The sequence below is a fragment of the Roseburia lenta genome (assembly GCF_014287435.1).
Taxonomy (GTDB): Bacteria; Bacillota; Clostridia; order Lachnospirales; family Lachnospiraceae; genus Pararoseburia; species Pararoseburia lenta.
In genome coordinates this window covers 570,148-596,579 of record NZ_JACOPG010000002.1, presented here as the reverse complement: position 1 = coordinate 596,579, position 26,432 = coordinate 570,148, and the positions used below count along the sequence as shown (strand labels likewise).

At 46.0% G+C, this 26,432-nt stretch carries 19 protein-coding genes; 17 read left to right on the top strand and 2 right to left on the bottom strand.

The features are described 5' to 3' along the window. Positions 1-5: 5 nt before the first annotated feature. From H8R94_RS06815 to H8R94_RS06790, 6 genes are all read left to right on the top strand, one after another. Positions 6-1,385, top strand: coding sequence for an MFS transporter (locus H8R94_RS06815; protein WP_118280569.1), 1,380 nt, complete (start codon positions 6-8; stop codon positions 1,383-1,385). Between the two features lie 35 nt (positions 1,386-1,420). Continuing rightward, positions 1,421-2,047 (top strand): MATE family efflux transporter, encoded by a 627-nt coding sequence (locus tag H8R94_RS06810; RefSeq protein WP_118280568.1) that lies wholly within the window; start codon positions 1,421-1,423, stop codon positions 2,045-2,047. After that, positions 1,993-2,766: an MATE family efflux transporter gene (locus tag H8R94_RS06805; RefSeq protein WP_118280567.1), complete on the top strand. Its 774-nt coding sequence runs from the start codon at positions 1,993-1,995 to the stop codon at positions 2,764-2,766. The genes H8R94_RS06810 and H8R94_RS06805 overlap by 55 nt, the downstream gene beginning before the upstream one ends. Positions 2,767-2,879: 113 nt before the next feature. Further along, positions 2,880-5,285, top strand: a complete 2,406-nt coding sequence (locus H8R94_RS06800) for a glycoside hydrolase family 3 N-terminal domain-containing protein (RefSeq protein ID WP_118534973.1) — start codon at positions 2,880-2,882, stop codon at positions 5,283-5,285. An 8-nt stretch (positions 5,286-5,293) separates the two neighbouring features. Further along, positions 5,294-6,385 (top strand): family 43 glycosylhydrolase, encoded by a 1,092-nt coding sequence (locus H8R94_RS06795; RefSeq protein WP_118280566.1) that lies wholly within the window; start codon positions 5,294-5,296, stop codon positions 6,383-6,385. A gap of 103 nt (positions 6,386-6,488) precedes the next feature. After that, positions 6,489-9,359 carry an alpha-L-rhamnosidase gene (locus tag H8R94_RS06790; protein ID WP_118280565.1) on the top strand — a complete coding sequence of 957 codons (2,871 nt, stop codon included), beginning with the start codon at positions 6,489-6,491 and terminating at the stop codon, positions 9,357-9,359. A gap of 78 nt (positions 9,360-9,437) precedes the next feature. Here the strand turns inward: H8R94_RS06790 and H8R94_RS06785 are convergent, their stop codons facing one another. Beyond that, positions 9,438-11,279, bottom strand: a complete 1,842-nt coding sequence (locus tag H8R94_RS06785) for a family 43 glycosylhydrolase (RefSeq protein ID WP_118280704.1) — start codon at positions 11,277-11,279, stop codon at positions 9,438-9,440. A 139-nt stretch (positions 11,280-11,418) separates the two neighbouring features. Here H8R94_RS06785 and H8R94_RS06780 point away from each other — a divergent pair, with 139 nt between their 5' ends. The 10 genes from H8R94_RS06780 (at position 11,419) to H8R94_RS06735 (ending at position 25,007) form a co-directional block, all read left to right on the top strand. Further along, on the top strand, positions 11,419-12,639 hold the full coding sequence (locus H8R94_RS06780) for a helix-turn-helix transcriptional regulator (RefSeq protein ID WP_118280564.1): 1,221 nt from the start codon (positions 11,419-11,421) through the stop codon (positions 12,637-12,639). 60 nt (positions 12,640-12,699) lie between these two features. After that, positions 12,700-13,755: a class II aldolase/adducin family protein gene (locus tag H8R94_RS06775; protein ID WP_118280563.1), complete on the top strand. Its 1,056-nt coding sequence runs from the start codon at positions 12,700-12,702 to the stop codon at positions 13,753-13,755. 10 nt (positions 13,756-13,765) lie between these two features. Then, entirely contained in the window at positions 13,766-14,701 is a 936-nt protein-coding gene (locus H8R94_RS06770; protein ID WP_118280562.1) for an AraC family transcriptional regulator, read from the top strand. A gap of 252 nt (positions 14,702-14,953) precedes the next feature. Then, the gene (locus H8R94_RS06765) at positions 14,954-16,306 is read left to right on the top strand and encodes an ABC transporter substrate-binding protein (RefSeq protein ID WP_118280561.1); all 1,353 of its coding nucleotides are present in this window, start codon (positions 14,954-14,956) and stop codon (positions 16,304-16,306) included. A 177-nt stretch (positions 16,307-16,483) separates the two neighbouring features. Further along, positions 16,484-17,305, top strand: a complete 822-nt coding sequence (locus tag H8R94_RS06760; RefSeq protein WP_118280702.1) for a carbohydrate ABC transporter permease — start codon at positions 16,484-16,486, stop codon at positions 17,303-17,305. Beyond that, positions 17,298-18,128, top strand: a complete 831-nt coding sequence (locus H8R94_RS06755) for a carbohydrate ABC transporter permease (protein WP_178010200.1) — start codon at positions 17,298-17,300, stop codon at positions 18,126-18,128. The genes H8R94_RS06760 and H8R94_RS06755 overlap by 8 nt, the downstream gene beginning before the upstream one ends. A 57-nt stretch (positions 18,129-18,185) precedes the next feature. Next, complete coding sequence (locus H8R94_RS06750) at positions 18,186-21,206, top strand: glycoside hydrolase family 2 TIM barrel-domain containing protein (RefSeq protein WP_186854213.1); 3,021 nt, start codon at positions 18,186-18,188, stop codon at positions 21,204-21,206. A gap of 69 nt (positions 21,207-21,275) precedes the next feature. Continuing rightward, positions 21,276-23,288, top strand: a complete 2,013-nt coding sequence (locus H8R94_RS06745; RefSeq protein ID WP_186854212.1) for a beta-galactosidase — start codon at positions 21,276-21,278, stop codon at positions 23,286-23,288. Further along, complete coding sequence (locus tag H8R94_RS06740; protein WP_118280558.1) at positions 23,285-23,797, top strand: hypothetical protein; 513 nt, start codon at positions 23,285-23,287, stop codon at positions 23,795-23,797. Before H8R94_RS06745 ends, H8R94_RS06740 begins: the two co-directional genes overlap by 4 nt. Before the next feature lie 37 nt (positions 23,798-23,834). Further along, positions 23,835-25,007: a galactokinase gene (locus tag H8R94_RS06735; protein ID WP_186854211.1), complete on the top strand. Its 1,173-nt coding sequence runs from the start codon at positions 23,835-23,837 to the stop codon at positions 25,005-25,007. Between the two features lie 70 nt (positions 25,008-25,077). Here the strand turns inward: H8R94_RS06735 and H8R94_RS06730 are convergent, their stop codons facing one another. Next, complete coding sequence (locus tag H8R94_RS06730) at positions 25,078-25,980, bottom strand: PucR family transcriptional regulator (protein ID WP_186854210.1); 903 nt, start codon at positions 25,978-25,980, stop codon at positions 25,078-25,080. A gap of 198 nt (positions 25,981-26,178) precedes the next feature. On the opposite strand from H8R94_RS06730, the gene H8R94_RS06725 reads away from it, so the two are divergent. After that, the gene (locus H8R94_RS06725; protein ID WP_118280555.1) at positions 26,179-26,412 is read left to right on the top strand and encodes an HPr family phosphocarrier protein; all 234 of its coding nucleotides are present in this window, start codon (positions 26,179-26,181) and stop codon (positions 26,410-26,412) included. The last annotated feature ends 20 nt before the right edge of the window (positions 26,413-26,432 follow it).

Below are 26,432 nucleotides of genomic sequence, written 5' to 3'. Positions count from 1 at the left end.
TAAGAATGGGAACAGAAATGAAAGAAGAGAAAAAGGGAAAAGTTGGAATATTAAAATTCTGGACATGGAACTTTAGAACTATGTCCGCCGGTATTCAGGCAGTGCTGATCGGTTATATCGTATTTTATTGCACGGATGTTTTAGAATTAAATGCAGCCTTAGTTGCAACACTGCTCATGGCATCCAAGATCTTTGACGGTGTGACCGATATTTTGGCAGGTTATCTTGTTGATAAGACACATACCAGGTTGGGCAAGGCAAGACCTTACGAATTTGCTATTATTGGTCTTTGGGTCGCAACATGGGCGGTATTTTCTGTGCCAACATCTTTGTCAACGGTGGCAAAGTGTGTTTGGGTCGTTGTGGCATATACTATGGCACAGTCAGTATTTAATACTTTACTAAATGCAAATAACACAGCCTATATGGTAAGAGCATTTAATAGTCAGCAGACCTATGTCAAATTGAGTTCCATCGGAGGTTTGGTAACGGTCGCTGGTGTTGCAGTCTTTAATGTGGTATTCCCGACTATGATGGCAAATGCAGGTACAGATGCCGGAAAATGGAGCCATATGATTCTTATGCTTGCAGCACCACTTGCTATTATTGGAATCCTCCGCTTCTTCTTTGTACCGGAGAAATATGATGTGGATGCCGGAAGTGCAAGTGTTAATTTCAAAGAAGTTATTACTCTTTTAAAAACGAATAAGTACATCTATTTTGTAGCGCTGGTTACTTTGGTGGCACAGATTATATCTGGTTTTGGTGTATCGGTTTACTATTTTACCTATATTGTAAAGAACTTAAGCCTGATGGGAATTATGTCACTCTTTACGGTTGTTGCCATGCTTACCATGATTGCATATCCGGCTATGTTGAAGAAAATGAGTGTAAAAAACCTGATTCAGTTAGGATGTGTTTTCTATATCGTAGCGGGTCTTGTTTTATTCCTTGCAAAGGATAATATGGCGTTGTTGGCAACCGGTAATATTTTGATGGGAATGGGAACTTTACCGATTTCTATGATGGGACCGCTTCTGATCATTGAGTGTGCAGATTACAATGAATGGTGTGGCAGACCTCGTATGGAAGGAACACTGGGAAGTATAAATGGTTTTGCCAATAAGATCGGTTCTGCTATCGGAACCTTCCTTTGTGGGGTACTTATGGCTGCATCCGGTTACGTCGGAAGTGCTGGAGATACAGCAGTTTTACCGGATTCTGCCCTTATGATGATCCGTTTGCTTTACAGTTTGATTCCTGCGGCTTTCTTTGCCGTGGTTCTTTTCTGCTTGAAGTTCTATACTCTGGATAAAAAGATTGATGGTATGCGAAAAGAAAATGAGGAACGCAGACAAAATGCAGAAGTAATGGAAGAAGCATAAAAACATATAAATACACAGAATGAGGAGGCTATAGAGTGAAATCAAGCAAGACCATACATATGACCGAGGGCAATGAGGTGATGCAGATTCTGCGATTTATGCTTCCCATGCTGGTCGGTGCGGCCTTTCAACAATTATATACTTTTGTCGATTCCATCGTGGTCGGACGCTATGTTGGCCCTGTAGCCCTCGGTTCTGTGGGAGCCGCGGCAGGTATTGTCAATCTCTTTATGGCACTTTGCGTCGGATTGTCCGGCGGTGTCAATATCTGCGCTGCCCAGTCCTTCGGTGCCGGGGACGAAAAGAAATTAAAGCAGGTGGTTGCAAATTCGGTTTATGTGACATTGGCATCCGGGCTTGTTATGGGACTGATTGGCTTGATCCTAGCCCGTCCTATCCTGCTTCTTATGGGAACACCGGCAGAAAATCTGACCTACGCATTGGTTTATATGCGACTGGTCTGTGGGGCTATGGTGATTACAGCCGCCTATAACACGATTTCCCAGATTCTGCGTGCTCTGGGAGATTCGGTCACACCCCTGATCTATATTGTCATATCCAGCCTGATCAATGTAGGGATGGATATTGTGCTGGTCTATATTTTTCTATGGGCGTCGCAGGTGTGGCGATCGCGACTGTTGTGGCACAAGGTGTATCTGTGATTGGTCTTTGGCTGCACGGCAGGAAACATCTTGCCTGTATGCAGTTACAGGGGCAGGATATGCAACCGGACTGGCATCTGATCCAGAAAATTTGTGAATTAGGGATCCCCTTGGCATTGCAAAACGCCATGGCATCCATTTCGGGAGTGGTATGTCAGGGAATTGTCAATTCCTTTGGCAGTCAGGTCATGTCAGCCTATACGATTGTATGTCGTTTGAATGAATTTTTTATGCTGCCATTTGGCTATTACGGCATGGCGATGGCTAATTTTGCCGGGCAGAATACCGGCGCAGGAAAATACGATCGTATTTACCGGGGCTGTCGGCGTAGTTTATACATCACAAGTATATATTCCCTTGTCTGCATGGCTATCATTCTTGCCGGCAGACAGATTTTGGTAGCGATGTTTGTGGGTGATGCGATGATTGCTGGATTGGCAATCCCGGGATTGCTGATCAATGGCGCATGTATGTTGATCCGTCAGATTATCTATATTTTTAAGGCGACGCTCAATGGAGCAGGCGATGCCTTTTTTACCTTGTGGAATGGAGTGGTTGAGGTTGTTGCCAATATCCTCTTTATGTTTGCCTGTACAAGTTGGCTTTCTTTGGGGCATATGGGTATCTGGTATAGCATGATTCCGGCAGCGGTTTTGTCAGCCATGTTGTCGGCGGGGCGTTTTTACAGTGGAAAGTGGAAGCAGAAGCGGATTTTTTAAGTTAGATTCTGCCTATCGGATTTCGGATAAAAAGTATCGGAATGCTGGATAGAGTGATTTAAAGTAAGCAGATAAGATAAAGATATCATGATGAAATGAGTGAGGTTATGTATATGAGTGAAAAATATTTAGATTCATCCCTGACACCGGAAGAAAGGGCAGAGGATCTGCTTGGGCGTTTGTCAGTAGAGGAAAAAGTGTATCAGGTTTCCGGTATTTGGGCACAACAGGTGGATGAACCGGGACAGATTGACTATGGTATCGGACAGGTATCAACACTTGAGATGCGCCAGAAAAAGACCATGCGTGAGTGTGTGGACTGGCAGATAGAAATACAAAAGAAAGTCATGGAAAAAAGTCCACATCATATCCCTGCAACTTTTCATATGGAGGGGCTTTGCGGAGCCTTTATTCAGGATGCCATGAGTTTTCCATCAGGCATTGGCAGAGGTTCCTCTTTTGATGTGGAATTGGAAGAAAAAATCGGGAAAATCGTCAGTCGTCAGGAACAGGCAGTTGGAATCACACAGGTTTTGGCACCGGTTCTGGATGTCACACAGGATCCGAGAATGGGACGCGAGGGCGAGACTTATGGTGAAGACCCGACGCTAAATGGCATTATGGGGGCATCCTATACCAGGGGCATACAGGATCATGTAGACGCGGACAATGGCAGACGTTGTGATGCCTGTGCCAAGCATTTTATGGGATTTCACAAGTCGACTGGCGGTATCCATGGTGCAGATGTATCTGTGAGTGACCGGGAAATGATCGAAAAGTTTGGAAAGCCATTTCAGATTGCCATCAAAGACGGTAATCTGCGTGGTGTCATGCCTTGCTATTGCACTTCGGGTGGCAGTGCATCTTCTTCCAATAAAAAGATGCTGACACAGGTCTTGCGTGAGGAGATGGGTTTTGACGGGGAAGTTCTGGCAGATTACGGTGCAATCGGAAATCAGCATCGTTTTCAGGGACTTTATGAGACCATGGATCAGGCAGGTTATGCATCTATCCGTGCCGGCATGGATGTAGAATTGCCGATGCGAGAGGCATACAATGATGACTTTATCGCCAAGTTCAAGTCTGGGGAATACGATATGCAGTATCTGGATCGGGCGGTAAAACAGGCTTTGACCGCCAAATTCCGTCAGGGGCTTTTTGAACATCCTTTTGCCTACACCGGTCAGGAATTAGAGAAAAAATTTTATGGCAATACAGAAGAAGATAAAAAGATTTCCCTACAGTCTGCCAGAGAGTCTATGGTACTTTTGAAAAATGATGGCACATTGCCGGTCAAGAATCATACAAAGAAGATCGTGCTAGTTGGTCCGCAGGCAAAAAATGCCCGCTTTTTCTTTGGAGGATATACCCATCTTTCCATGGCTGAGGCACCATTTGCGGCATACAATGCCATGGCGGGCGTGGATATTGAAACAGCAATTACAAATGCCGGATATCAGTTGATCCCGGGAACCAATATCCAGAGTGATGATATTGAGGAAATGGACAATCTGCTTCGTTTGCAGAAACCGGATTGTAGGAGTCTGTTAGAAGAAATGCAGGAAATGATGCCGGAGACAGAAGTCGTATGGACCTATGGCTATCCGATAGCCGGGGATGACTGCTCCCATCATGCGGAGGCGTTAAAGGCTATGGAAGGAGCAGATCTGGTCATCTTTATGCTGGGCGGCAAGCATGGCTCCTGCTCGGTATCTTCTATGGGCGAGGGCGTGGATGGAACAAATATCAATCTGCCGATCTGTCAGGATGTTCTGATCCAAAAAGCGGCAGAATTAAAGATTCCTATGGTCGGCGTGCATATGAATGGACGACCGATCTCCAGCGATATTGCAGACAAATACTTAAATGCCATCATTGAGGCTTGGAATCCATCGGAGATGGGGGCACAGGCGATTGCGGAGACTTTGCTTGGTATCAACAATCCAAGTGGAAAGATGCCGGTAACAACAGCAATTCACGCCGGACAGTTGCCGCTACAGTATAATCTGTACAATGGCTCTGCCTGGAGTCAGGGGGATAGTATCGGATTTAAGAATTATGTAGACTGTTCCCACAGACCACGTTATGCGTTTGGCAGAGGGCTATCCTATACGACCTTTGAATATTCCAATCTTTCCTGCAATAAGGAAGAAGTCGCACCGGATGAGACAGTGCAACTATCTTTTACCCTTACCAATACAGGAAATCTTGCAGGAACCGAGATTGTACAGATCTATGGCAAGGATGTCTATGCATCACTGGCAAGACCAATGCAGGAATTGATCGGTTTTGCCCGTGTGACATTGCAGCCACAGGAAACTAAGAAGATTCAGGTGGAGGTTTCTCCGTCCCAGATGGCATTCTTAGACGAGGATATGCAGTGGAAGATAGAAAAGGGCGAGATCAGACTACGGATCGGATCATCTTCTGAGGATATCCGCCTGGAAAGTAGTTTTTCTGTGACAGAAGATGCATTTATAAAGAGCAGAGATAGAGTTTTTGTGGCTCGCGTTGAGTAGGAGGGAATATGTACGATTCTTTTAGACCGGGACAAGTATGGCTGGATACCGAGGGAAAACGCATTCAGGCTCACGGCGGTTCTGTCATTTATGTTGATGGCATTTATTATTGGTACGGAGAAAACAAGGAATTTACGGATGGAACAAATGATGTCTGGACCTATGGTATCCGTTTTTACAGGTCAAATGACTTATATAACTGGGAGGATCTTGGCTTAGTGATTCCTCCGGATACGGAAGATGAGAACTCGCCTTTAAATCCCACGAATTGTATGTTGGATCGACCGCATATTATCTATAACGAAAGAACAGAAAAATACGTTTGTTGGGTAAAGATCATGCACAAAGAGGGACATCAGGATGAAGCCGTATTAACGGCAGACAAGATTACTGGTCCCTATACGCTCGTGAATCAGGGGATTCGTCCACTTGGTATGAGTGCGGGGGATTTTGATCTGGCTGTTGCAGAAGACGGAAAGGCCTATTATTATTTTGAACGTGTACATTCTGAGACGATCTGTGCGGATCTTAATGAGGAATATACAGATGTAACAGGTTTTTACAGTGCACATTTTCCACATCCACATCCTCCATATGTCAGAGAAGCAACAGCCCATCTGTTCCATAAACACAAACATTATCTGCTGACATCCGGAACAAGTGGATATCTGCCAAATCCGTCAGAGGTGGCTGTGGCAGATAGTTGGCACGGTCCATATATGGTGCTGGGAGATCCGCATCCTGAGGATGTTTCACATACATCCTTTCACTCTCAGATCTCTTGTATCTTCAAGGTGGAGGGAACAAAAGATTTATATATTGCGGCGGCAGACCGTTGGTGTCCGGATTGCATGGATTTAGACTACGAATTCTATGCAAAAGTTTACGATAAATTATTTTCCGGGACCGAGGAAGAAAAAAGCCGCATACGTCAGATGCCGGAATTTTCGCGAATAGATGATATGGGAAGAAATACTTCCATTGCTGATTATGTCTGGCTGCCAATTCGATTTGTAGAGGCGTGTGAGGAATACCCACAGGGGATGGTTTTTATCGACTGGAAGGATGAATGGCGTTGGCAGGATTATGTGGGAAAATAAGAGGTTTTATATCACCATATTTTTCCGACTGTATTAAAGATAGTATGGGTAGTGTCTTCTGTGCTATATTAAAAGAAAAGTAGGACAATTGAGGAGGTAAGCCATGGAAATTTATGCATTACAGGTCAATCACCTGAGTAATCCATTGGGGTATGCATTGGGAAAAGGGAAACTGTCCTTTTCGTGGAAAGTAAAAGAGGCCAAAGGAAAGGCACAAAAGTATGCCAGGCTGCGCATTGCGGCAGATGAGGTCATGCAGGAGATTTTGTTTGATTCGGGGGAAGACAGGGAGGCAAATAGTCTGGGTTACAAGATCGATTTTAAGACAGAGCCGCGGACGCGCTACTACTGGACTCTTGAGTTGGCATCTGATGCGGATGAAGTGACTGTTAGTGCGCCGCAATTTTTTGAGACAGCAAAAATGGACGAGGCATGGATCGGAAGATGGATCACTTGTGCCGCTGAACAGGCCAGACATCCTTATTTTGTACAAGACATTGCTGCCAAAGAAGAGGTCGCAAAAGCGAGACTCTATGTGTGTGGTCTGGGACTTTATGAGGCGTATTGGAATGACGAAAAGATTGGCAACGAATATTTAACACCATATCAGAATAACTATAACCGCTGGGTTCAGTATCAGACTTATGATGTGACTGAGCAGGTAAAAGATGGAGGAAAACTGCGTATTCTTTTGGGAAACGGCTGGTATGGCGGACGTTTTGGCTTTAGCGCACATGAGGAAAAAGGTTATTTTGGAAACGCTAAAAAGTTAATAGCGGAAGTGGTAGTTACCTATGCGGATGGTACAGAGGAGATCATTGGAACGGATGAGACCTGGCAGATCGAAAGAAGCCGGATCACATATGCATCTATCTATGATGGTGAACAGGTGGATCAGACACTGGAAGATCTTGCAGTAGAGCCGGTTATCCTTTGTCGTACTTTTGAAGAACTTGCCGCAGCAGGAAAGACGGACGGACAGATGGTAGATGATATCAGTCAGCCGGAGAAAGATGAGCAGATTCCAAGAGGGCATCTGACTGCCCGGTATAGTCTTCCGGTTGTGGTTCATGAGCAGATGCAGCCGCAAGAATTGATTCACACACCAAAGGGCGAAGAGGTCTTTGACATGGGACAGAACTTTGCAGGTATCTTTACCTTGCGTGTTCATGAAGCCCGGGGAACCAAGATTCATATCCAGACAGGTGAGGTTCTGCAGGATGGATGCTTTTATAATGAGAATCTTAGAACCGCAAAGTCGGAATATATTTATATCTGCGGTGGCGGCGAGAAAGTCATACAGCCGCATTTTACTTTTTATGGCTATCGCTATGTCAAGGTCACAGGAGTCAGCAATCTGAAAACAGAGGATTTTACAGGGCTGGCACTCTATAGTGATGTGGCTTATACGGGTGACATCACAACCGGGCACAAACTTGTCAACCAATTGATTTCAAATGTTCGCTGGGGAATGAAAGGAAATTTTGTGGATGTGCCTACGGATTGTCCGCAGAGAGATGAGCGTATGGGTTGGACCGGAGACACACAGGTCTTTTCGCCGACAGCGACATTTTATGGAGATACCTATGCATTTTACCGCAAGTATCTGCATGATATGTATACGGAGCAAATAGATCTGGAGGGCATGGTGCCAGATGTGGTGCCATCGGTCGGTGTGCATACCTGTGCCTGCGTCTGGGGAGATGCAGCATGTATCATTCCATGGAATATGTATAAGTTTTATGGGGATGAGCAGATCCTTGCAGATCAGTATGAAAGCATGAAGGCCTGGGTCGAATATATCCGACGCCTTGACGGTGATGATCACGGATGGCGCCATGTATTCCACTATGGCGACTGGCTGGCACTGGATAATCCGTCAGGCAAGGCAGATGAGGTCATGGGCGGTACGGAAGAAGGCTATATCGCAAATATCTACTATGCTGCGAGTGCTGAAATTGTAGCAAAAGCCGCAGAAGTTCTTGGAAAAGAAGATGATGCAAAAGAATACAATGAACTTGCAAAACGTGAGTTTGCTGAAGTGAAAAAAGAGTACTTCTCACAGACGGGCAGATGCTGTATCAAGACGCAGACAGGTCTTCTGCTGGCATTGAAATATGGGCTTTCCGATAATGTCGCGTTGACGCGTGATATGTTGAAAAAATTATTTACTGCAAACGATAATAAATTACAGACCGGATTTACAGGTATGCCGATCATGTGTCCGACACTATCAGATAATGGCATGAATGATCTGGCTTACACTCTCCTATTAAATGAGGAATATCCGGGCTGGTTACATGAGATCTTACTGGGAGCAACAACCGTATGGGAACGTTGGAACAGTCTGGATGAAGAAGGGCATATCTCAAGTACGGGAATGAATAGTTTGAACCATTATTCCTATGGATCTGTAGTGGAGTGGGTCTACCGCTATGTGTTGGGATTTCGTGTGGATGAAGCAGATCCTGGTGCAAAACATTTGAACATCGCTCCATCCTATAACTGGAATCTGAAGGAAGCGGCAGGAAATTTTGACAGTGCAGCAGGTAATTATAAAGTGGCATGGAAGATTGTTGATCCGACGCAGGTAAGCCTTTCTGTGCAAGTGCCATTTGATGCAAGTGCTGACATTGTACTTGCGGATGCGGTAGAAGACACTTATGCGGATAAGGAAAATCCTTTATTTGCAGATGTATGTGATGGTGTATGCCATGTGGGCTCTGGTACGTATGAGATAACGTATCAGGTAAAGACAGCGCTTAAGAAGTCTTATAGCACCTATTCCACAGTGCGTGAATTGAGATCGAATGCAGCGATTGTTAAAGATTTGGGTGAGAAAATGGGATTGGATCGTATGCCAACGCAGATGATGGATATGAGCCTGCGCGATATAATGGAAAAATATGCGGGCGCTGCCGGAATGGGAACAGAAATGCTGGATCAGTTAGATCAGGTGTTGGCACGGTTCTAGAAAGACAGATATTGCTATTGGCGGTTTTAAAGTTTTGTAGGCCTCACTTGCGTGAAGCCTACATTTGCCAGTATGAATTTAACGAACCTTTAAGATGTCGCCTCTTGTGATGCCGCTTTCGTTAAAGGCATCCACGCGCAGGAAGAGTGACTGGTCTTTGATAAGTCCTCCGATTTCTACGGAGTCATCAAAGGTCATATAAGAGTGGTAGAGTTTATCTGGCGCATAGCCCCAGTTGATGACATGACCGCTGGCATCATCCGATGCAGCCCAATTTACCCAAAGATCAAGAGCCGTCGTAAGTTCAAAAGTAACTTCGGCGGTTTTTTGCGGTTTTGGGCTATCTCCCAGGCCGAAGATGCGGAGACCGCTGATGGCAGGAGTCTGATCGTATGGCAGTTCTGTGACGGTCAGACGGATAAAACGCGCCTCTATGCCATCCTCGGAAACGATCAGATCATGCGGTAGGTCTGTATTTGCATTTCGTTTGTCTGTGATGGTGAAAAAGTGCGTGCCGTCCACAGAGCCTTCCAACAACCAGCGGGTCTTTTGCGGATCGGTATCAATCCAACGCTGCTGCATGAGGGCCTCATTTAAATGGAAGTCGTCCGGCAAAGGATCCGGGGTAAAGGCATCATCTGCAAAGTTGATCTGGATGGCATGGATATCATAGACCTTTCCCAGATCGATCTGCAGCCAAGGTTTTTCATCCTCTGATGCGGCTTTCCACCAAGTCTGGACATTTTCATCCGTGGCATTTGCCGGAGCATAATCTGTGACGATCTCAACCGTCTTTCCCATTCTCTGTGCCGTAGGATCCGGTTCGATCTTTTTCTCTGAAACAGAAGAAGCAGAAGCCCCGGCTCCATAGGATAAGAGCATCCACTCTGGATCCGCCCAAGGATCTGCTTTCAAGGCATCCATATCCTGTGGCCAGTCGCCGTATCTCTGGTTGCAGAAAAGATCGCCGTTGGCATCGTATCCGGCAGACCATAGACCGATACGGCGTTCAAAGTTATGGTTTTTGCAGATACGCATGGTAGAGGTGTGCCAGATGCGGCCTTCTTCATCCTCCATGGTAGAGCCGTGTCCGGCACCCGGTAAAAATCCGCCCGGCTTGTAGGAATAAGGATTGTTCTGTGCCAGAGCATAAGGACCGAGTGGCGCATCACTGATATAAACAGCGTCGTTATAAATATTATGACCGGAAGAAGGCGTAGCATATTGTAAATAATACTTTCCGGCATGCTTATTGACCCAGACGCCTTCCATATAAGGCAGTTCCAGCAAGTAGTTCTTTGCGGCTTCCTTCATGCTTTCCGGCATAGGCTGGCTTTCGATCATGGCAAGGATGCCTGCCTGCTCCTCCGGTGTATGGCTTGGCTTGTGGTTTTCTCCGTTTCTCTCAAAGCCTTTGATCTCGGTATCAATCTCACAGAGTGCCTGTTTTTTCCCGATCGGCTGCATGCTGGCAGGATCCAGTTCTACCCCATACAAAGGCTCCGAGGTTGAAGATCCCCAGAAAAAGTAGAATCTGCCGTCATCATCTACAAAGAGATTGGGATCCCAGAAAGGAAAGGCTCCGTCAAATGTCTCATAAGTATCAGAAAAAGGATCGGTGGTGCGATAGTAGATACCCTTGTCGTGGCTGGATGCGCAGAAATAAAGATAATCGCCACAAACGCGGACATCCGGTGCATAGTCGTAGATCGGCAGATGGGTCGTTGTAAATAATTCCCAGTTTACCATATCTTTGCTATGCAAAAAGCCGGCGGTCATGGAAGGGAAGATATAGTAGGTTCCCTTAAAGTAGATCATGGATGGATCCGCAGCCTCACGCGAAGCAGTCACGCCATTCTTCTGTGTGCCGTTGAACTGATAGCGGTATCCGAAATTGATAGGATTACAATAAATGTTCATGTGTAAACACCCCACTTTCTTATCATTCTTACCCTTATCATAGATGCAAAATACATAGTCGTACATTCGTATTTTTGCGTTTGCTATCATATTTTGGTAAAATATATCATATTCTGTGAAAGGAAAGAGAGGAGCCGGCATGGCAATGACAACAAAAGATTTTCAGGAACTTCTTTGTGCGGTGGAGCATTTATATTATTGGCAATGTGACGTGAACGGAAATATACTTGAGACCAACGCGCCCCGGAATATCCGGCAAGGGATCCATTCTCTTTTTATACAAAGTGATTTTCCGCAAAAGGTAGAGATTTATAGCAAGGATGCAGATACACCCTATGCCCTCGGTATGTATATGGGCTTGGAATGGTTTGTTGTTATCGAAAAGAAAAATGGTAACTTAGAGCAGATGCACCTGCTCGGACCGGTCTTTTTTTCGCCGGTCGATGAGGAACAACTGGAGGACTTTTTGCGGGAGTATGAAGGGCAGGGGATGGCTTTCCACAGCAGGCATCTTTTGATCCGCAGCCTAAAAGAACTTCCGGTCATCTTTCAGAAATATTTCACCCAGTACGCCCTCATGCTGGATTTTGTGGTAAATCATCGTCATCTGTCCTATGAAGATGTCAATTTTCATGTCAAAGATCCGGTGGATGAAAATAAGGAGACAAGACCTAGACTTTATCGGGAGAGTCGTATCTTTCTTGCAGAGATGCTGGGACGGCTTGCGATGGGAGATTTGTCTGTCTTGCAGGATAAAAAGATGAAACAAGGTATGAACTATGCCATGCTTCCGACAAATGCGGCGGCGATCACGAAACCCGGTCGCACCTTAAAAGATGCGGCTTTGATTTTTACAGCAAAATGTGCTGATGCTGCTGTCTCAGGCGGCATGAGCCCGGAGATTGCCGATGCCCTGGCAGACTCTTATATGGGACAGATCGAAAAAGACCTATCCGGGGTGGAACTCATGCGTCTGATGGGAAGGATCTACGAGGACTATCTGCGGCGCGTGCATGCGATCAAGGAGGAGGCAGGAAAATATTCGGAAAAGACGCAGGCGTGTATGGATTATATTGATCTGCATATCAAAGAAAAGATCAATGTGACGACCATAGCCCAGACCAGTGGCTATTCTGTCTATTATCTGTCACGTCAGTTTTACCGGGAGACAGGGGAACACCTGCCGGCATACATACGGCGGAAAAAGATAGAATATGCCGCAATGTTATTGCGTACGACAGACTTAGAAGTTGCCCGGATCGCGGAGGATCTGTCCTTTTGTTCGGCAAGTCATTTTTCGGACTGCTTTCATAAGACTATGGGATGTTCGCCCAGCGCATATCGGGCGCGCATAGAGTAGCCAGTTTGCGGAAAACCTGTTATACTTTGAAACAGAAAACGTTTTGACAAGGGGGAGCGTATGGCATATAGCAGAGAAGAAGCGGCAGAACTTATCATAAAAGCCGGCTATGCCTTAGTGGAAAAGGGGCTGATTGCCCGTACCTGGGGCAATATCAGTGCCCGGCTTTCGGATACAGAATTTCTGGTCACGCCAAGCGGCATGGGCTATGACCGCCTGACACCGGACAAACTTGTGGTCTGCAAGATCAGTGACTGTTCGTATGAGGGGGAGATTAAGCCGTCCAGTGAAAAGGGTGTCCACGGTGAGGCATACAAATACCGACCGGATGTGAATTTTGTCATCCATACCCACCAGTTATATGCGACTGCGGTCGGTACGACGGGAAAGAGCCTGTCGGCAAGGACTGCGGAGGAAGAAAAGATCCTGGGGGCGGATGTCATCAGTGCAAAATATGCGATCTCATCCACCAGGCATTTGATGCGCAATGTTTCGGATGCCATTCAGAAAAATACCGCAAGCAATGCCTTTTTTATGCGTTATCATGGGGTGCTTTGTCTGGGAAGGGACTATGACCATGCTTTCGCTGTCAGCGAGACCTTGGAAGATATCTGCAAGGACATTATTTGCAGGAAAGACCAGTTGATCGTGGACGAAATACGCATGACAGATCCAGGGACCATCGCACAAAGTCTGGGGATAAGTCTTGACGACTTACAGGCTTTGGTGGATAAGACCGGAAAGAAAAGCCTGCTCTTAGATACTTCAAAAGTGGTAGAGGACATAGCGGGAACCGAGACAAAGATCTATCCTATGATCGATGACATGGCGCAGATCGCAGGCGTGCGTTTCTTATGTCTGGCTCCTGCGGATGGGACATTCCTTACAAAGGCAGAAAGCCAGTTGCAAAAGAAGACCTGTGTCTTTATCCGGGGGATCGGCGCGCTCTGTCTGGCATCGGATCCGGAAGAAGCAGAAGCGGTCGCTATGGTCTTGGAGAAAAATTGTCTGGCATATGCCTATGGGCGCAGACAGGGAGAGTACGCGCATCTGGGACTTTTGGATGCAGCCTTACAGCGCAACACCTATGTGAAGAAATATTCCAAATTGAAATAGAGGGACGGACATGGCAAAGAAGAAAAAGCGGATGGAGTACCGCTACTATGAGATCCCGGCAGACACCTATGTACTTCCCCTGCTCGGAAAAGGCTGGGAGCAGGAGTACGGCGTAGGCATTCGGGATATGCTTCATTTTCATAATTATATGGAGATCGGCTATTGCTATCATGGGGACGGGGAACTGATCATTGAGGACAGGACCTATCATTATTCGGGCAAGCAGTTTACTATCATTCCTGCCAATATCCCCCATACGACCAACAGTTCACCGGGGCATATCTGTAAGTGGGAGTATCTTTTTGTGGATATTGACCGCTTTGTAAGGACGGAAATGCATCTGGATGCCTTGTTAGAAGACCGTGTGCTTAGTGTCATTAACCGGCGGGGTACGATGAAAAGCGAGCAAAATCACGGCATCATGGCACGCCTGATCCTAAATATCATCCGGGAATACCGGGATAAGACCATCTATTATGAGGAGAGCGTGCGCGGTTATCTCTATGCCCTCGTGGTCGAAATGATGCGGCTTGCAGAGGAGCGCGACCGTTCCATGCATACGCATCGTGTCAACGAATACATCCGCGATGCCTTAGAATATGTAAATACGCATTACATGGAGCAGGTGCGTGTGGAGGATATTGCCGAGGCGAGTGGACTGAGCGAGAGCCATTTCCGCCGTGTCTTTGAGGATGCCATGCATATGAAGCCGTTGGATTATGTGAATCTGGTGCGCGTAGATAAGGCGTGCGGGCTGATGGCAAGGCAGGACATTTCCATGGAGGAAGTTAGTTTTCGCGTGGGCTACCAGACCCAGTCGACCTTCAACCGCAACTTTAAGCGTTTGACGGGCTATAGTCCAAACCAATGGAAGCATAAAGAAAATTATCAAGAGGGTATTCTGAAAAATTATCAGATCAGTGCATTAAAGGGCTGGGAAGCATGACTTCCCGGCTTTTTCTTATTTTGTGCAATATGTTCAAAATTTGGGAGTAAAGTTCCTGCAAATTGTTCAAAGAGGGAAACGAGAAATGTGAAAATCGTTTCTGAATGGTTGATTTTGCAAAAAAGAGGCGCGTTTTTAATCACAAATAATCAAATGGCTAGGTATAATAGATTTATATTCAAGCAAAGGAAATCTCAAAGACATTCACTCACACGGATTTCCAAATAAGCGATGTTTAAAGGAGGATTTTTAATGAAGAAGAAAGTCGTTTCTTTATTGCTGGTTGGGGTACTGGCAATGTCTACATTCGTAGGATGTGGAAGTAAGGGAAGCAGTGATGCAACGTCAGATGACTCAAGTTCAGATGACAGCAGTGCAGCAGCAATGTACACCTCAGATGATGAGAACACATTGACCGTTGCAGCATGGGATGCAAGTTTCAACATCCCGGCAATCGAGGCAGCAGCAGAGGCATACAAGGAAAAGAATCCGGATGCCAAGATCGAGATCATCGAGCAGTCTCAGTCAAAGGATATTGAGAATGCAGTCACAACAGCAGCAGAGGCTGGAGACTACAGCAACTTACCGGATATCGTATTATTCCAGGATCATTACATTCAGCAGTATCAGGCAAACTACCCGGATGCATGGCAGGATGTAGATGACGCAGACATCGATTGGAGCGATTTCGGATCAGAGAAATTATCATTCTCTACCATCGATGGCAAGCACTATGGTGTTCCTGTAGATAACGGTACAGTCGTATTTGCATACAGAGTTGATCTTTTACAGGAATGTGGCTACACATTAGATGATGTTACCGGAATCACATGGGACAAATTCATCGAGATCGGTGAGCAGGTTTACAACAAGACAGGCAAGTATCTTCTTTCAATGGACGGTAGTGGAAATGACCTTCCTTACATGATGCTTCAGGCAGAAGGCGTTTCACAGTTCAAGGATGGCAAGGCTAACTTAGTTGGCAATGAGACATTAGAGAAGATCTTAGACGTGATCGAGAGAATGCAGGAAAAGAACGTATTACTTCTTGAGAACGACTGGGATGGTTACACCAACGATATCCAGAAGGATAAGGTTGCAGGTGTTATGAATGGTAACTGGATCATTCCTACCATTGAGAAGGTTGATGAGAACTCTGGTAAGTGGGAGATCACTTCTATGCCTACACTGAGCGGCGAAGAAGGATATGCTTCTAACGGTGGTTCTTCACTTTACATCACAGCAAACTGCAAGGGTGACAAGGTTGATCTTGCAAAAGACTTCTTAGCATACACCTTTGGTGGTGGTGAAGGCGCAATCGATACATACGACAATGCACTTCGTAACGGTGGTGTTATCACAACATGTATCTCAGCTGGTAAGTCTGATGTTTACCAGGAAGGCGTTGCTTACTTCAACGATCAGCCAATCTACGCTAAGATCGTAGAAATGGGAGCAAACGTTAAGACTGTTGAGCAGAGTGATTACCACTACACACTTCGTGAGAAGTTGTCAGCAGCAATCACAAACATCCACAATGGAACATCTATTAAGGATGCAATTCAGCAGACACAGGATGATATCGACTTTGCAATGGAAGAGTAATTCCATACATTATATTTAAAAAAGCGGGGAATCGGATCTTCCGACTCCCCGTTTTCCATAAAGAAACCTCAATGAAATCGAAAAGGGGGGCTTAACTTGAGCAAGCAGCATAAGAGTTTGAACATACAGGGTAAACAACAAAGAGCAGGCTGGTTCTTCTTGGCGCCTGCAGCGATCATGATCGCAGTCTTTAGTTTTTGGCCGATGGTTCAGGCTTTCATTACATCATTTACAACAGGAACCGGTGTCAACCAAAAGATGGCGGATCCTATATTTTACAACTACACACGTATGTTTGCCGACAGGACATTCCTTCGTTCTGTAGGTAATACATTCCTTTATCTGGCGATCGAAGTGCCGGTCATGTTAGTTCTGGCAATTCTTTTGGCACAGTTACTGAACAACCGAGACCTCAAATGTCGTGGACTTTTCCGTACCATGGTATTCTTACCATGTGCGACATCACTCGTATCTTATGCATTGATCTTCAAATCACTCTTTGCATTAGATGGACTGATCAACACGATCTTTGTCAATCTTGGTATCCTTGAGACCAACTACAACTTCCTTGGAAATACCGGAAGTGCAAGAGCCATCATCATTATCGCACTGATCTGGAGATGGACGGGTTACAACATGGTATTCTATCTGGCAGGACTTCAGAATATCGAATATTCCGTATACGAGGCAGCCAAGATTGACGGTGCCAACGGATGGAAGACTTTCTGGAAGATCACAGTTCCGCTTTTGATGCCGACCATCGTTATGACCGTTATCATGTCAATCAATGGTACCTTACAGTTGTTTGATGAATCTGTAAACTTGACACAGGGTGGACCTGCATATTCAACCATGACCATGTCACATTACATTTACAACAATGCATTTGGTCAGGGTGTTGGTAAGTTTGGATATGCATCAGCAATGTCCTTCTTCATCTTTATTTTGGTTGCTATCCTATCTGCAATCAGTATGAAAGTAGGTGATAATCGTGACTAATAAAAAGAACTCTTCCGCTATCCAGCGTAGATTGATACCAACTTATATTTTTCTGATTATCGTATCCTTTATTTCGGTATTCCCGTTATACTGGATGATCGCAGCAGCAACCAACCGTTCTGTCGATGTTGCAAGAGGTAAGATCACTTTTGGCTCTTATGCCTTAGAGAACTTCCAAAATCTGACATCCCAGACAGATCTGTGGGGAGCACTTGGAAACTCTTTCCTTTATGCGATCGTACAGACAGTCGTAGCACTTTTTATCTGCTCTTTGGCAGGATTTGGTTTTGAATTGTACCACGACAAAGGTAAGGATAAAGTATTTTCTATCCTGCTTCTTGCAATGATGATCCCACAGGTGGCAACCATGATCCCACTCTTTAAGATGATCTCATCTGCAGGACTTTTGAATACGGTATGGGCATTTATCTTACCAAGTATTTCCACACCGTTTTTGATTATGATGTTCCGCCAGAACTCACGTAACTTCCCGATTGATATCATGGAGGCAGCGCGACTGGACGGATTGTCAGAGTTTCAGATCTACTTCCGCATGTATATGCCGGTCATGAAGTCAACCTATGCAGCAGCAGCGGTTATCACCTTCATGAACGCATGGAACGCTTATCTTTGGCCAAAGGTTGTTATGGCTGATACCAGAGCACAGACCATGCCAATGTTGATCGCCAACCTGGCAAGTGGATACACAGTAGATTATGGAATGCTTATGATGGGAGTATTGTTCTGCTCCATCCCAACCATGATCATCTTCTTCGTATTGCAGAAGCAGTTCGCAGAAGGTATCACAGGTTCTGTAAAATAAGTTTGGCAAGTCATACTTGCTATGATGTTTGATTAAAGTTAAGTGAAGGTAATGAATATGGCAGAATTTCGATATAGTATCATAAAAAATCCTGAAATCTTTATGGAAAATCGTTTGCCGGCACATTCCGATCATGCATATTATCGCAGTGAGGAAAGTGCCCTGGCAGGATGCTCTGATTTCAGGGAATCATTAAACGGTATCTGGAAATTCTCCTATGCAAAAAACATCTCATCTGCGATCGTAGGCTTTGAGAAAGAGGACTACGATTGCAGGACTTGGGATGATATCCGATTGCCGGCACATATTCAGATGGAAGGATATGACACACCGCAATATGCCAACACCCAGTATCCATGGGATGGAAGACAGGCAGTTCTGCCGGGAGAGATTCCGGAGGAATTCAATCCAGTAGGGTCATATGTCAAATATTTTGAAGTGCCGAAGAGCATGGAGAATGGTCCGGTATATATTTCTTTCCAAGGTGTAGAAAGTGGTATGGCATTGTGGCTGAACGGCCATTATGTTGGATACAGTGAAGATTCTTTCACACCATCTGAATTTGAACTGACACCGTATCTTACAAAGGGCACCAACAAATTAGCCGTACAGGTCTACAAGTGGACGGCAGGTTCTTGGTGTGAGGATCAGGATTTCTTCCGATTCTCCGGTATTTATAGGGATGTTTATCTCTATACGATACCAAAAGTTCATATTCGCGATATGAAGTTAAAGACTGTCCTTGACAATGAGTACAAGGATTCTGTCTTACAATTAGATTTAGAGGCTACCGCAGATGGCAAGGCAGAGATCTGCCTGTCAGATGATGAGGTAGAAATGGTCATGACGGGGAACCTTACCAGGGGATCCAACCACATGGAAATGCCAGTTAAGAGCCCGTCTCTTTGGAGTGCAGAGGATCCTTATCTGTATGATCTGACCCTCCGTGTCACAGATCCGGCAGGAACTTTAGAGGAAGTGGTAAAAGAACGGGTAGGCTTCCGGAAGTTTGAAATGAAGAACCGTATGATGCATATCAACGGCAAACGTATCGCATTTTACGGTGTCAACCGTCATGAATTCAGTGCAGACCGTGGCAGAGCCATCACGGAGGATATCATCTTAAAAGATATCATCACCATGAAGCAGCACAATATCAATGCAGTCCGTACCTGCCACTATCCAAATCAAAGCGCATTGTATCGTCTTTGTGATGAATATGGATTGTATGTGATCGATGAGACCAATCTGGAAACGCATGGAACATGGAATGCACACCAGATGGGACTGGTTGACAGAGATTTTGTTGTACCGGGCGACAGACCGGAATATCAGGAGTTGATCTTAGATCGTGCCAGAAGTATGTTCGAGCGCGACAAAAATCATCCGTCTGTTGTGATCTGGTCTTGTGGTAATGAGTCCTTCGGTGGCAAGGATATCTTAGAAATGAGCAAGTCCTTCCACAAATGGGACGACACTAGACTGGTACATTATGAAGGTGTCTGGTGGGATCCGCGTTATCCGGAGACAACGGACATGGTAAGTTCCATGTACACACCGGCAGCAGAAATTCGGGAGTATTTAAAGAAGCATCGTGACAAGCCGTATATTCTTTGCGAATATACACACGCTATGGGCAATTCCTGTGGTGCGATGCACAAATATACAGACCTTATGGAAGAGGAGCCTCTTTTCCAAGGGGGATTTATCTGGGACTATATCGACCAGTCGCTGACAAAGAAAGACCGCTATGGCAATGAATTTCAGGCATACGGCGGTGACTTTGGTGAGCGCCCGTGTGATTACAATTTCAGTGGCAACGGCATCTGCTATGGCAAGGACAGAGATCCATCGCCAAAGATGCAGGAAGTCAAGTATAACTATCAGCCGATGGCGATCGAGATCCATGACCGGATCGCGACCATCCACAACAAAAATCTCTTTACCAACACGAATGTATATGATGCGATCGTGACGCTGGAAAAAGAGGGGCAGTTTGTGGATCAGCAGGTCATGACCATTGATGTAGAGCCATTGGGAAAGAAGAAGATCGAATTGGACGTTTCGGTTCCGACAGACGGCGAATATGTATTGACCTTATCCTTTGTATTGCGCGAGGATACCCCTTGGGCAAAGAGAGGACATGAGGTGGCATACGGACAGGAAGTGCTCGGGCATATGCCGGAGGCAGTACCGTCCGACAGACCATATCAGGTGACAAGAGGCTGGCATAATGTTGGTGTTAAGGGACAGGATTTTGAAGTTTTATTCTCTATCTTACACGGAGGACTTGTTTCCTACCGTTATGGTGGCGTAGAGTTGTTCAAGTCCATTCCAAAGCCAAACTTCTGGCGTGCCCTGACTGATAATGATGTAGCAAATCTCCTGCCATTTCGGGCAGGACAGTGGAAGATTGCAAGTATGTATTCTTCCTTTAAATATGAACACGGACGTGCAGCAACCGACTGCACGATCGATGAGGCAGAGAATCATGTGACCATCACCTATACCTACCATTTGCCGGTCAAACCACAGATGGATTGTCAGGTGGCATACAGTGTCTATGGTGACGGCGAGGTCAAGGTTGCAATGACTATGGATCCATCCGCTGAAGTTGGCGAGTTGCCGGAGTACAGCATGCTCTTTACCATGGATGCAGATTATGACAATCTGACATGGTACGGCTTGGGACCGGAAGAGACCTATGTCGACAAGTGCCATGCAAAATTGGGACTTTATAGCAATAAAGTGGCTGACAATATGGCAAAATATCTGGTTCCGCAGGAATGTGGCAACAAAGTCGGTGTCCGCTATGCAAAGGTGACAGACGAAAAAGGCAGAGGACTTTTATTCCGGGGCGATAAGTTACATTTTTCAGCCCTGCCGTACTCGCCGCATGAGTTGGACAATGCCCTGCATGCGACAGAACTTCCACTGGTACATTACACCTTTATCCGTGTCGGCTTGGAGCAGATGGGTATTGCGGGAGACGATACCTGGGGCGCATTGACGCATCCGGAATATCTGATCGACAACAGCAAAAAATTAATATTGACATTCTCTTTCCGAGGCATATAGAAAAGAGAGTTTTCAGCAAATGCTCTCACGAAGGTGGGGGCATTTGTCTTTTGGGAGAAGGAGGAATTTATGGACTTGGACAAGGTTTTATACGGAGGAGATTACAATCCGGAGCAGTGGCTAGACCGACCGGATATCTTGGAAGAAGATATCGCCATGATGCAGGAGGCGCATATCAATACGGTAACGCTGGGAGTGTTCTCCTGGTCGACCTTAGAGCCGGAAGAAGGAAAATACAACTTTGGCTGGCTGGATACCATTATGGATCGTCTGGATCAGGCTGGCATATCGGTCATTTTGGCAACGCCATCCGGTGCCAGACCACAGTGGATGGCAGAGAAATACCCAGAGGTGCTCCGTGTGAATGAGAGGCGTGAGCGTGCTCATTATGGCTATCGCCACAATCACTGTTATACCTCCCCGATCTATCGTCAGAAAGTGCGTGCCATCAATATGGAACTGGCAAAGCGCTATGGCAAAAGAAAGCAGGTCATTCTCTGGCATATTTCCAATGAGTATGGTGGGGAGTGCCATTGCCCACTCTGTCAGGAGGCTTTTCGTAACTGGGTAAAGGACAAATATAAGACCGTGGAGGCACTCAATCAGGCATGGAGTACGACTTTTTGGAGTCACACTTACCAGTCTTTTGACCAGGTGGAGAGTCCGTCTCCACTGGGCGAGACCATGTTACACGGCTTAAATCTGGACTGGAAGCGCTTTGTCAGCGAACAGACCGGAGATTTTATTGCGGAGGAGATCAAGGCGATCCGTGATGCGGGATCGGATATTCCTACTACCATCAATATGATGCATGATTTTTATGGGCTCAACTATCACCAACTGGCAAAACTGATCGATGTAGTGTCCTGGGACACTTATCCGACCTGGCACAAAGAACCGGAGATCCTGACCGCTACGGACAATGGATTTTGGCATGATTTCATGCGTTCTTTGAAGAATCAGCCATACCTGATGATGGAATCCTGCCCGTCCAGCACCAACTGGCAGTCGGTCAGCAAACTGAAAAGACCGGGCATGCTGGATGCGCAATCCATGCAGGCGATCGCGCATGGATCTGACAGTGTGCTTTATTTCCAGATCCGCCAGAGCCGGGGAGCATCTGAGAAGTTCCATGGTGCTGTGATCGATCACTATGGCGGCAGGGATACCCGCGTCTTTAAAGAAGTGACCAAGGTGGGTGAGGAATTGGGAGCCATCCGCGAACTGGTCGGATCGACCACCCATGCGGATGTAGCCGTGATCTATGATATTGAGAACCGCTGGGCAATGGAAGATGCACAGGGACCTAGAAACAAGGGGCTCCACTATGTAGAAGCCGTGCAAAAGTCCTATTATGCTTTCCGCAAACTTGGCTTAAATGTAGATGTGATCAATATGGATCATGCCTTTAAGGGATACAAGATCTTAGCGGCACCAATGGCATATATGTTCCGCGAGGGCTTTGCTGAAAGAGTCCGTGATTTTGTGGCACAGGGAGGTATCTTCATTACGACTTATCATTCCGGCATTGTGGATGCGACCGACCGCTGCTATCTGGGAGCAACACCGGCAGGACTTACAGATTTGCTTGGACTGCGCCAGACCGAGATCGACGGCTTGTATGATGGAGAGACCAATCAACTGGTGCCGGAGGACCGCAGTATTTTTGCAAACCAGATCTCATACGAGAGCAAGTATCTGTGCCAGTTGATCGATGTGACCAGCGCGCGTGTGCTGATGACCTATGGCACGGATTTTTACCAGGGACAGCCGGCTGTGACTTTCCAGCCTTATGGCATGGGCTATGGCTACTATATTGGGGCGGATGTGGAGCAGTCATGCTACGACGATCTCTACAAGCGTATCGTGGAACTTTCCCGCGTGTGCAAGCCGTTTAACTACATCCCGGAGGGCGTGGAAGTGACAACGCGCAGCAAGGAAGGATGCGATTATGTGATCCTGCAGAACTTTTCTGCCATGAATCAACATGTGGAACTTGGCGAGGGCGAGTTGCTTTTGGGTAGTCGGAGTGGTAAAATATCACCTTACGAGACTATTATCTTACGGAGGGATAAAAAGTGATCTACCAGGATGTATATATAGAAAAATCTGTCCATAGAAAGGCACCGGCGGTTACCAAGATCTACAATGTGCTTATGATCATGATCACGATCTTTATGGCACTCAATTTTGTTTTTGTAGATTACAGGGTGTTTGGTATTCCCTTGATCGTTATGATCATCGCCTGCTATTTTGTGACGCAGAATACCAAGATAGATTTTGACTATACCTATACCAATGGTATTTTGGAGATCACCAAGATCAAACGTAAGACCAAGCGACAGGAGTTGATCTCCTGCGAGATGAAGGACCTGGTTGTGGTTGCCCGTTCCAAGACAGAGCCGGTACAGCCATACATCGGACGAAATATGAAGACTTACGATTGTCTTTCCCATGACCCGGCGGTGACTTATTATACGATGATCATCCGGGATCCGGATATGGGAAATGAGATCAAGGTCTTGTTTGAGCCGGGAGAGGATCTACTGGAAGCAATGCAGCGGATCTCACCCGACAAGGTACATATATAGGCATATGAAATAAAAGCAAATGGAAGGAGAAAAAGGCATGGACGCAAAGGATTTGCGAGCAAAATTTGTAGAGATCTACGGAGACGGTGGAGATATCCGCGAGTATTTTGCACCGGGACGTGTAAATCTGATCGGAGAGCATACAGACTATAATGGAGGTCACGTTTTTCCATGTGCCCTTACCATCGGTACTTATGGTGTAGCAAGAAAGAGAGAGGACGATAAGATCCACTTCTTCTCAGCAAATCTGGAGGATTGCGAGGTTGTGGAAGTATCTTTGTCAGACCTTAGTTACCAGAAAAGATACAGTTGGGCAAACTATCCGCTGGGCGTTGTCTGGGCATTTGACGGCAAGGGCAAGAAGATGACACAAGGCTTTGATATGGCGATCCGGGGCAATATCCCAAACGGATCCGGACTTTCTTCTTCTGCATCCTTAGAGGTATTGACCGGAACCATCCTGCGTGATCTTTATGGATTTGCTGATCTTTCTATGACAGATCTGGCTTTGATCGGTCAGTATTCTGAGAATAATTTCAATGGTTGTAACTGCGGTATCATGGATCAGTTTGCCGTTGCCATGGGCAAAAAGGATTGTGCGATCTTCCTTGATACGAGCGACCTTTCCTATGAATATGCCAAGATCGCATTGCCGGATGCCAAGATCGTCATTACCAACAGCAAGGTAAAGCATAGTCTGGTGGACGGACAGTACAATAAGCGCCGTGAGGAATGTGCAGAAGCCTTGGCACAGTTGCAGACGGTCGTTGACATCCAGAGTCTGGGCGAATTGGATAACGAAGGCTTTGAAAAATACAAGGATGTTATCACTGATGAAGAATGTAAAAAGCGTGCCCGCCATGCGGTTGCAGAGAACCAGCGTACCATTGAGGCAGTTGCTGCTTTAAAAGATAACGACGTAGAAAAGTTCGGCAAACTTATGAATGCATCCCATGTATCTCTGCGCGATGATTACAAGGTATCCTGCGAGGAGATCGATATCTTGGTAGATCTGGCATGGTCTATCGACGGTGTGGTTGGATCCCGTATCACCGGAGGTGGCTTTGGTGGCTGTACCGTCAGCATTGTCAAGAATGATGCAGTAGACGCCTTTATGGAAAAAGTTGGTGCCGGATATAAGGAAAAGACCGGTATTGATGCAGAATTTTATGTGGTAGACATCGGCGACGGTGCCAGAAGAACCGTATAAAAAATTACATAGAAACTATAGAAATCCCGGACAGGTTCTTTGCCTTGTCCGGGATTTTTTAACTATATGTTTACTGATCGCTCTTATGTATGAGATAGGTGGAGATCATGAGCGCCATTTTACAGATGACGGCATCATCAAACTTGCGGATATCCAGTCCGGTCAATTGCTCGATCTTGTCCAGGCGGTAGATCAGGGTATTGCGGTGGAGATAGAGATTTCTGGCGCACTCTGCAATGCTAAGACCCGAGTCCAGAAAGGTATGGATGGTGTGCAGGGTCTCATCATCAATATCCGTCAGGTGGAGCCCGTGGAAATGATCGTGCAGATATTCTTCACAGGTCTCGACCGGCAGTTGATAGACCAGTTTGCCAAGCCCCAGATCCTGCGCCCAGTGGATGTGCTCCGTATCGGAGAAAATATTGCCGATCTCCATAGCGGAGGAGATATTGAGAAAAATACCCGGCAACTGGTCTAAGGATGTGGCGATACGGTCATAGGCAAAATGCAGGGAGATCATGGCTTCTGCCTCCAGAGTGCCCTGCATATCAAAGAGCATCTGGCGCAGTGTCTCCTGGGAGGATTCCTGCGGTAACTGGCGGATGAGCGCTATATGACATTCATCGGTCTGGATCAGAGTATCCGCACCGGAGGAGAAGAACTGGGCAAAGATAGACTGCTCCATGGATGAGATCGGTTGTCTGGTCTCCATGAGGACCGGGAAAAAGTAGCCGTTCTTTTCCAGATGAAAGCGGTGGATCCCCTCAGCGATCTCCTGATCAGATAAAAGCCCCAGCAAAAGTCCGCGCAAAAAGCCCTCCTTGGATGTACTGCTGTGCCCGGCACGGAGCATATTTTTTAAAGTGATGAGCAATTCTTCATCATCGATCTGGCTATCCGTAATGGAAAAACGGATGCCTGTCTGATTTTGTATCTGGTCTAATAATTCCTCGATATTTTCTGCGCTTGTCATGATCTCTCCTCGTTCAAAATCCTCTGTATTTTTATAGATATTTTAACGTTTGTGCAAGCACTTCGTCAACCAAGTTAAAGTGACGAACATCCCTTGTTTATTTTGGTTAGTTTAACGATGACAGGTGGAAGGGGATTTCCTATAATAAGTTCATGAGTTGGCGAATAGTGCTTATACCAATCAGAAAGGAGATTTCGTATGACTTCAGTTACTGTTAATATCAATTCTATTGACAAGGTAAAGCGCTTTGTCAGTGCAATCACATCTTTTGACAATGATTTCGATCTGGTATGCGATCGTTATGTGATTGATGCAAAGTCTATCATGGGTATCTTCAGTTTGGATCTTTCCAAGAACCTGACACTGAATATCCAGAAGGATGACAATCTGGATGCTGTTTTGGCAGCCATCGATGAGTTCATCGTAAAATAATGACAGAAGATTTTTAGTAT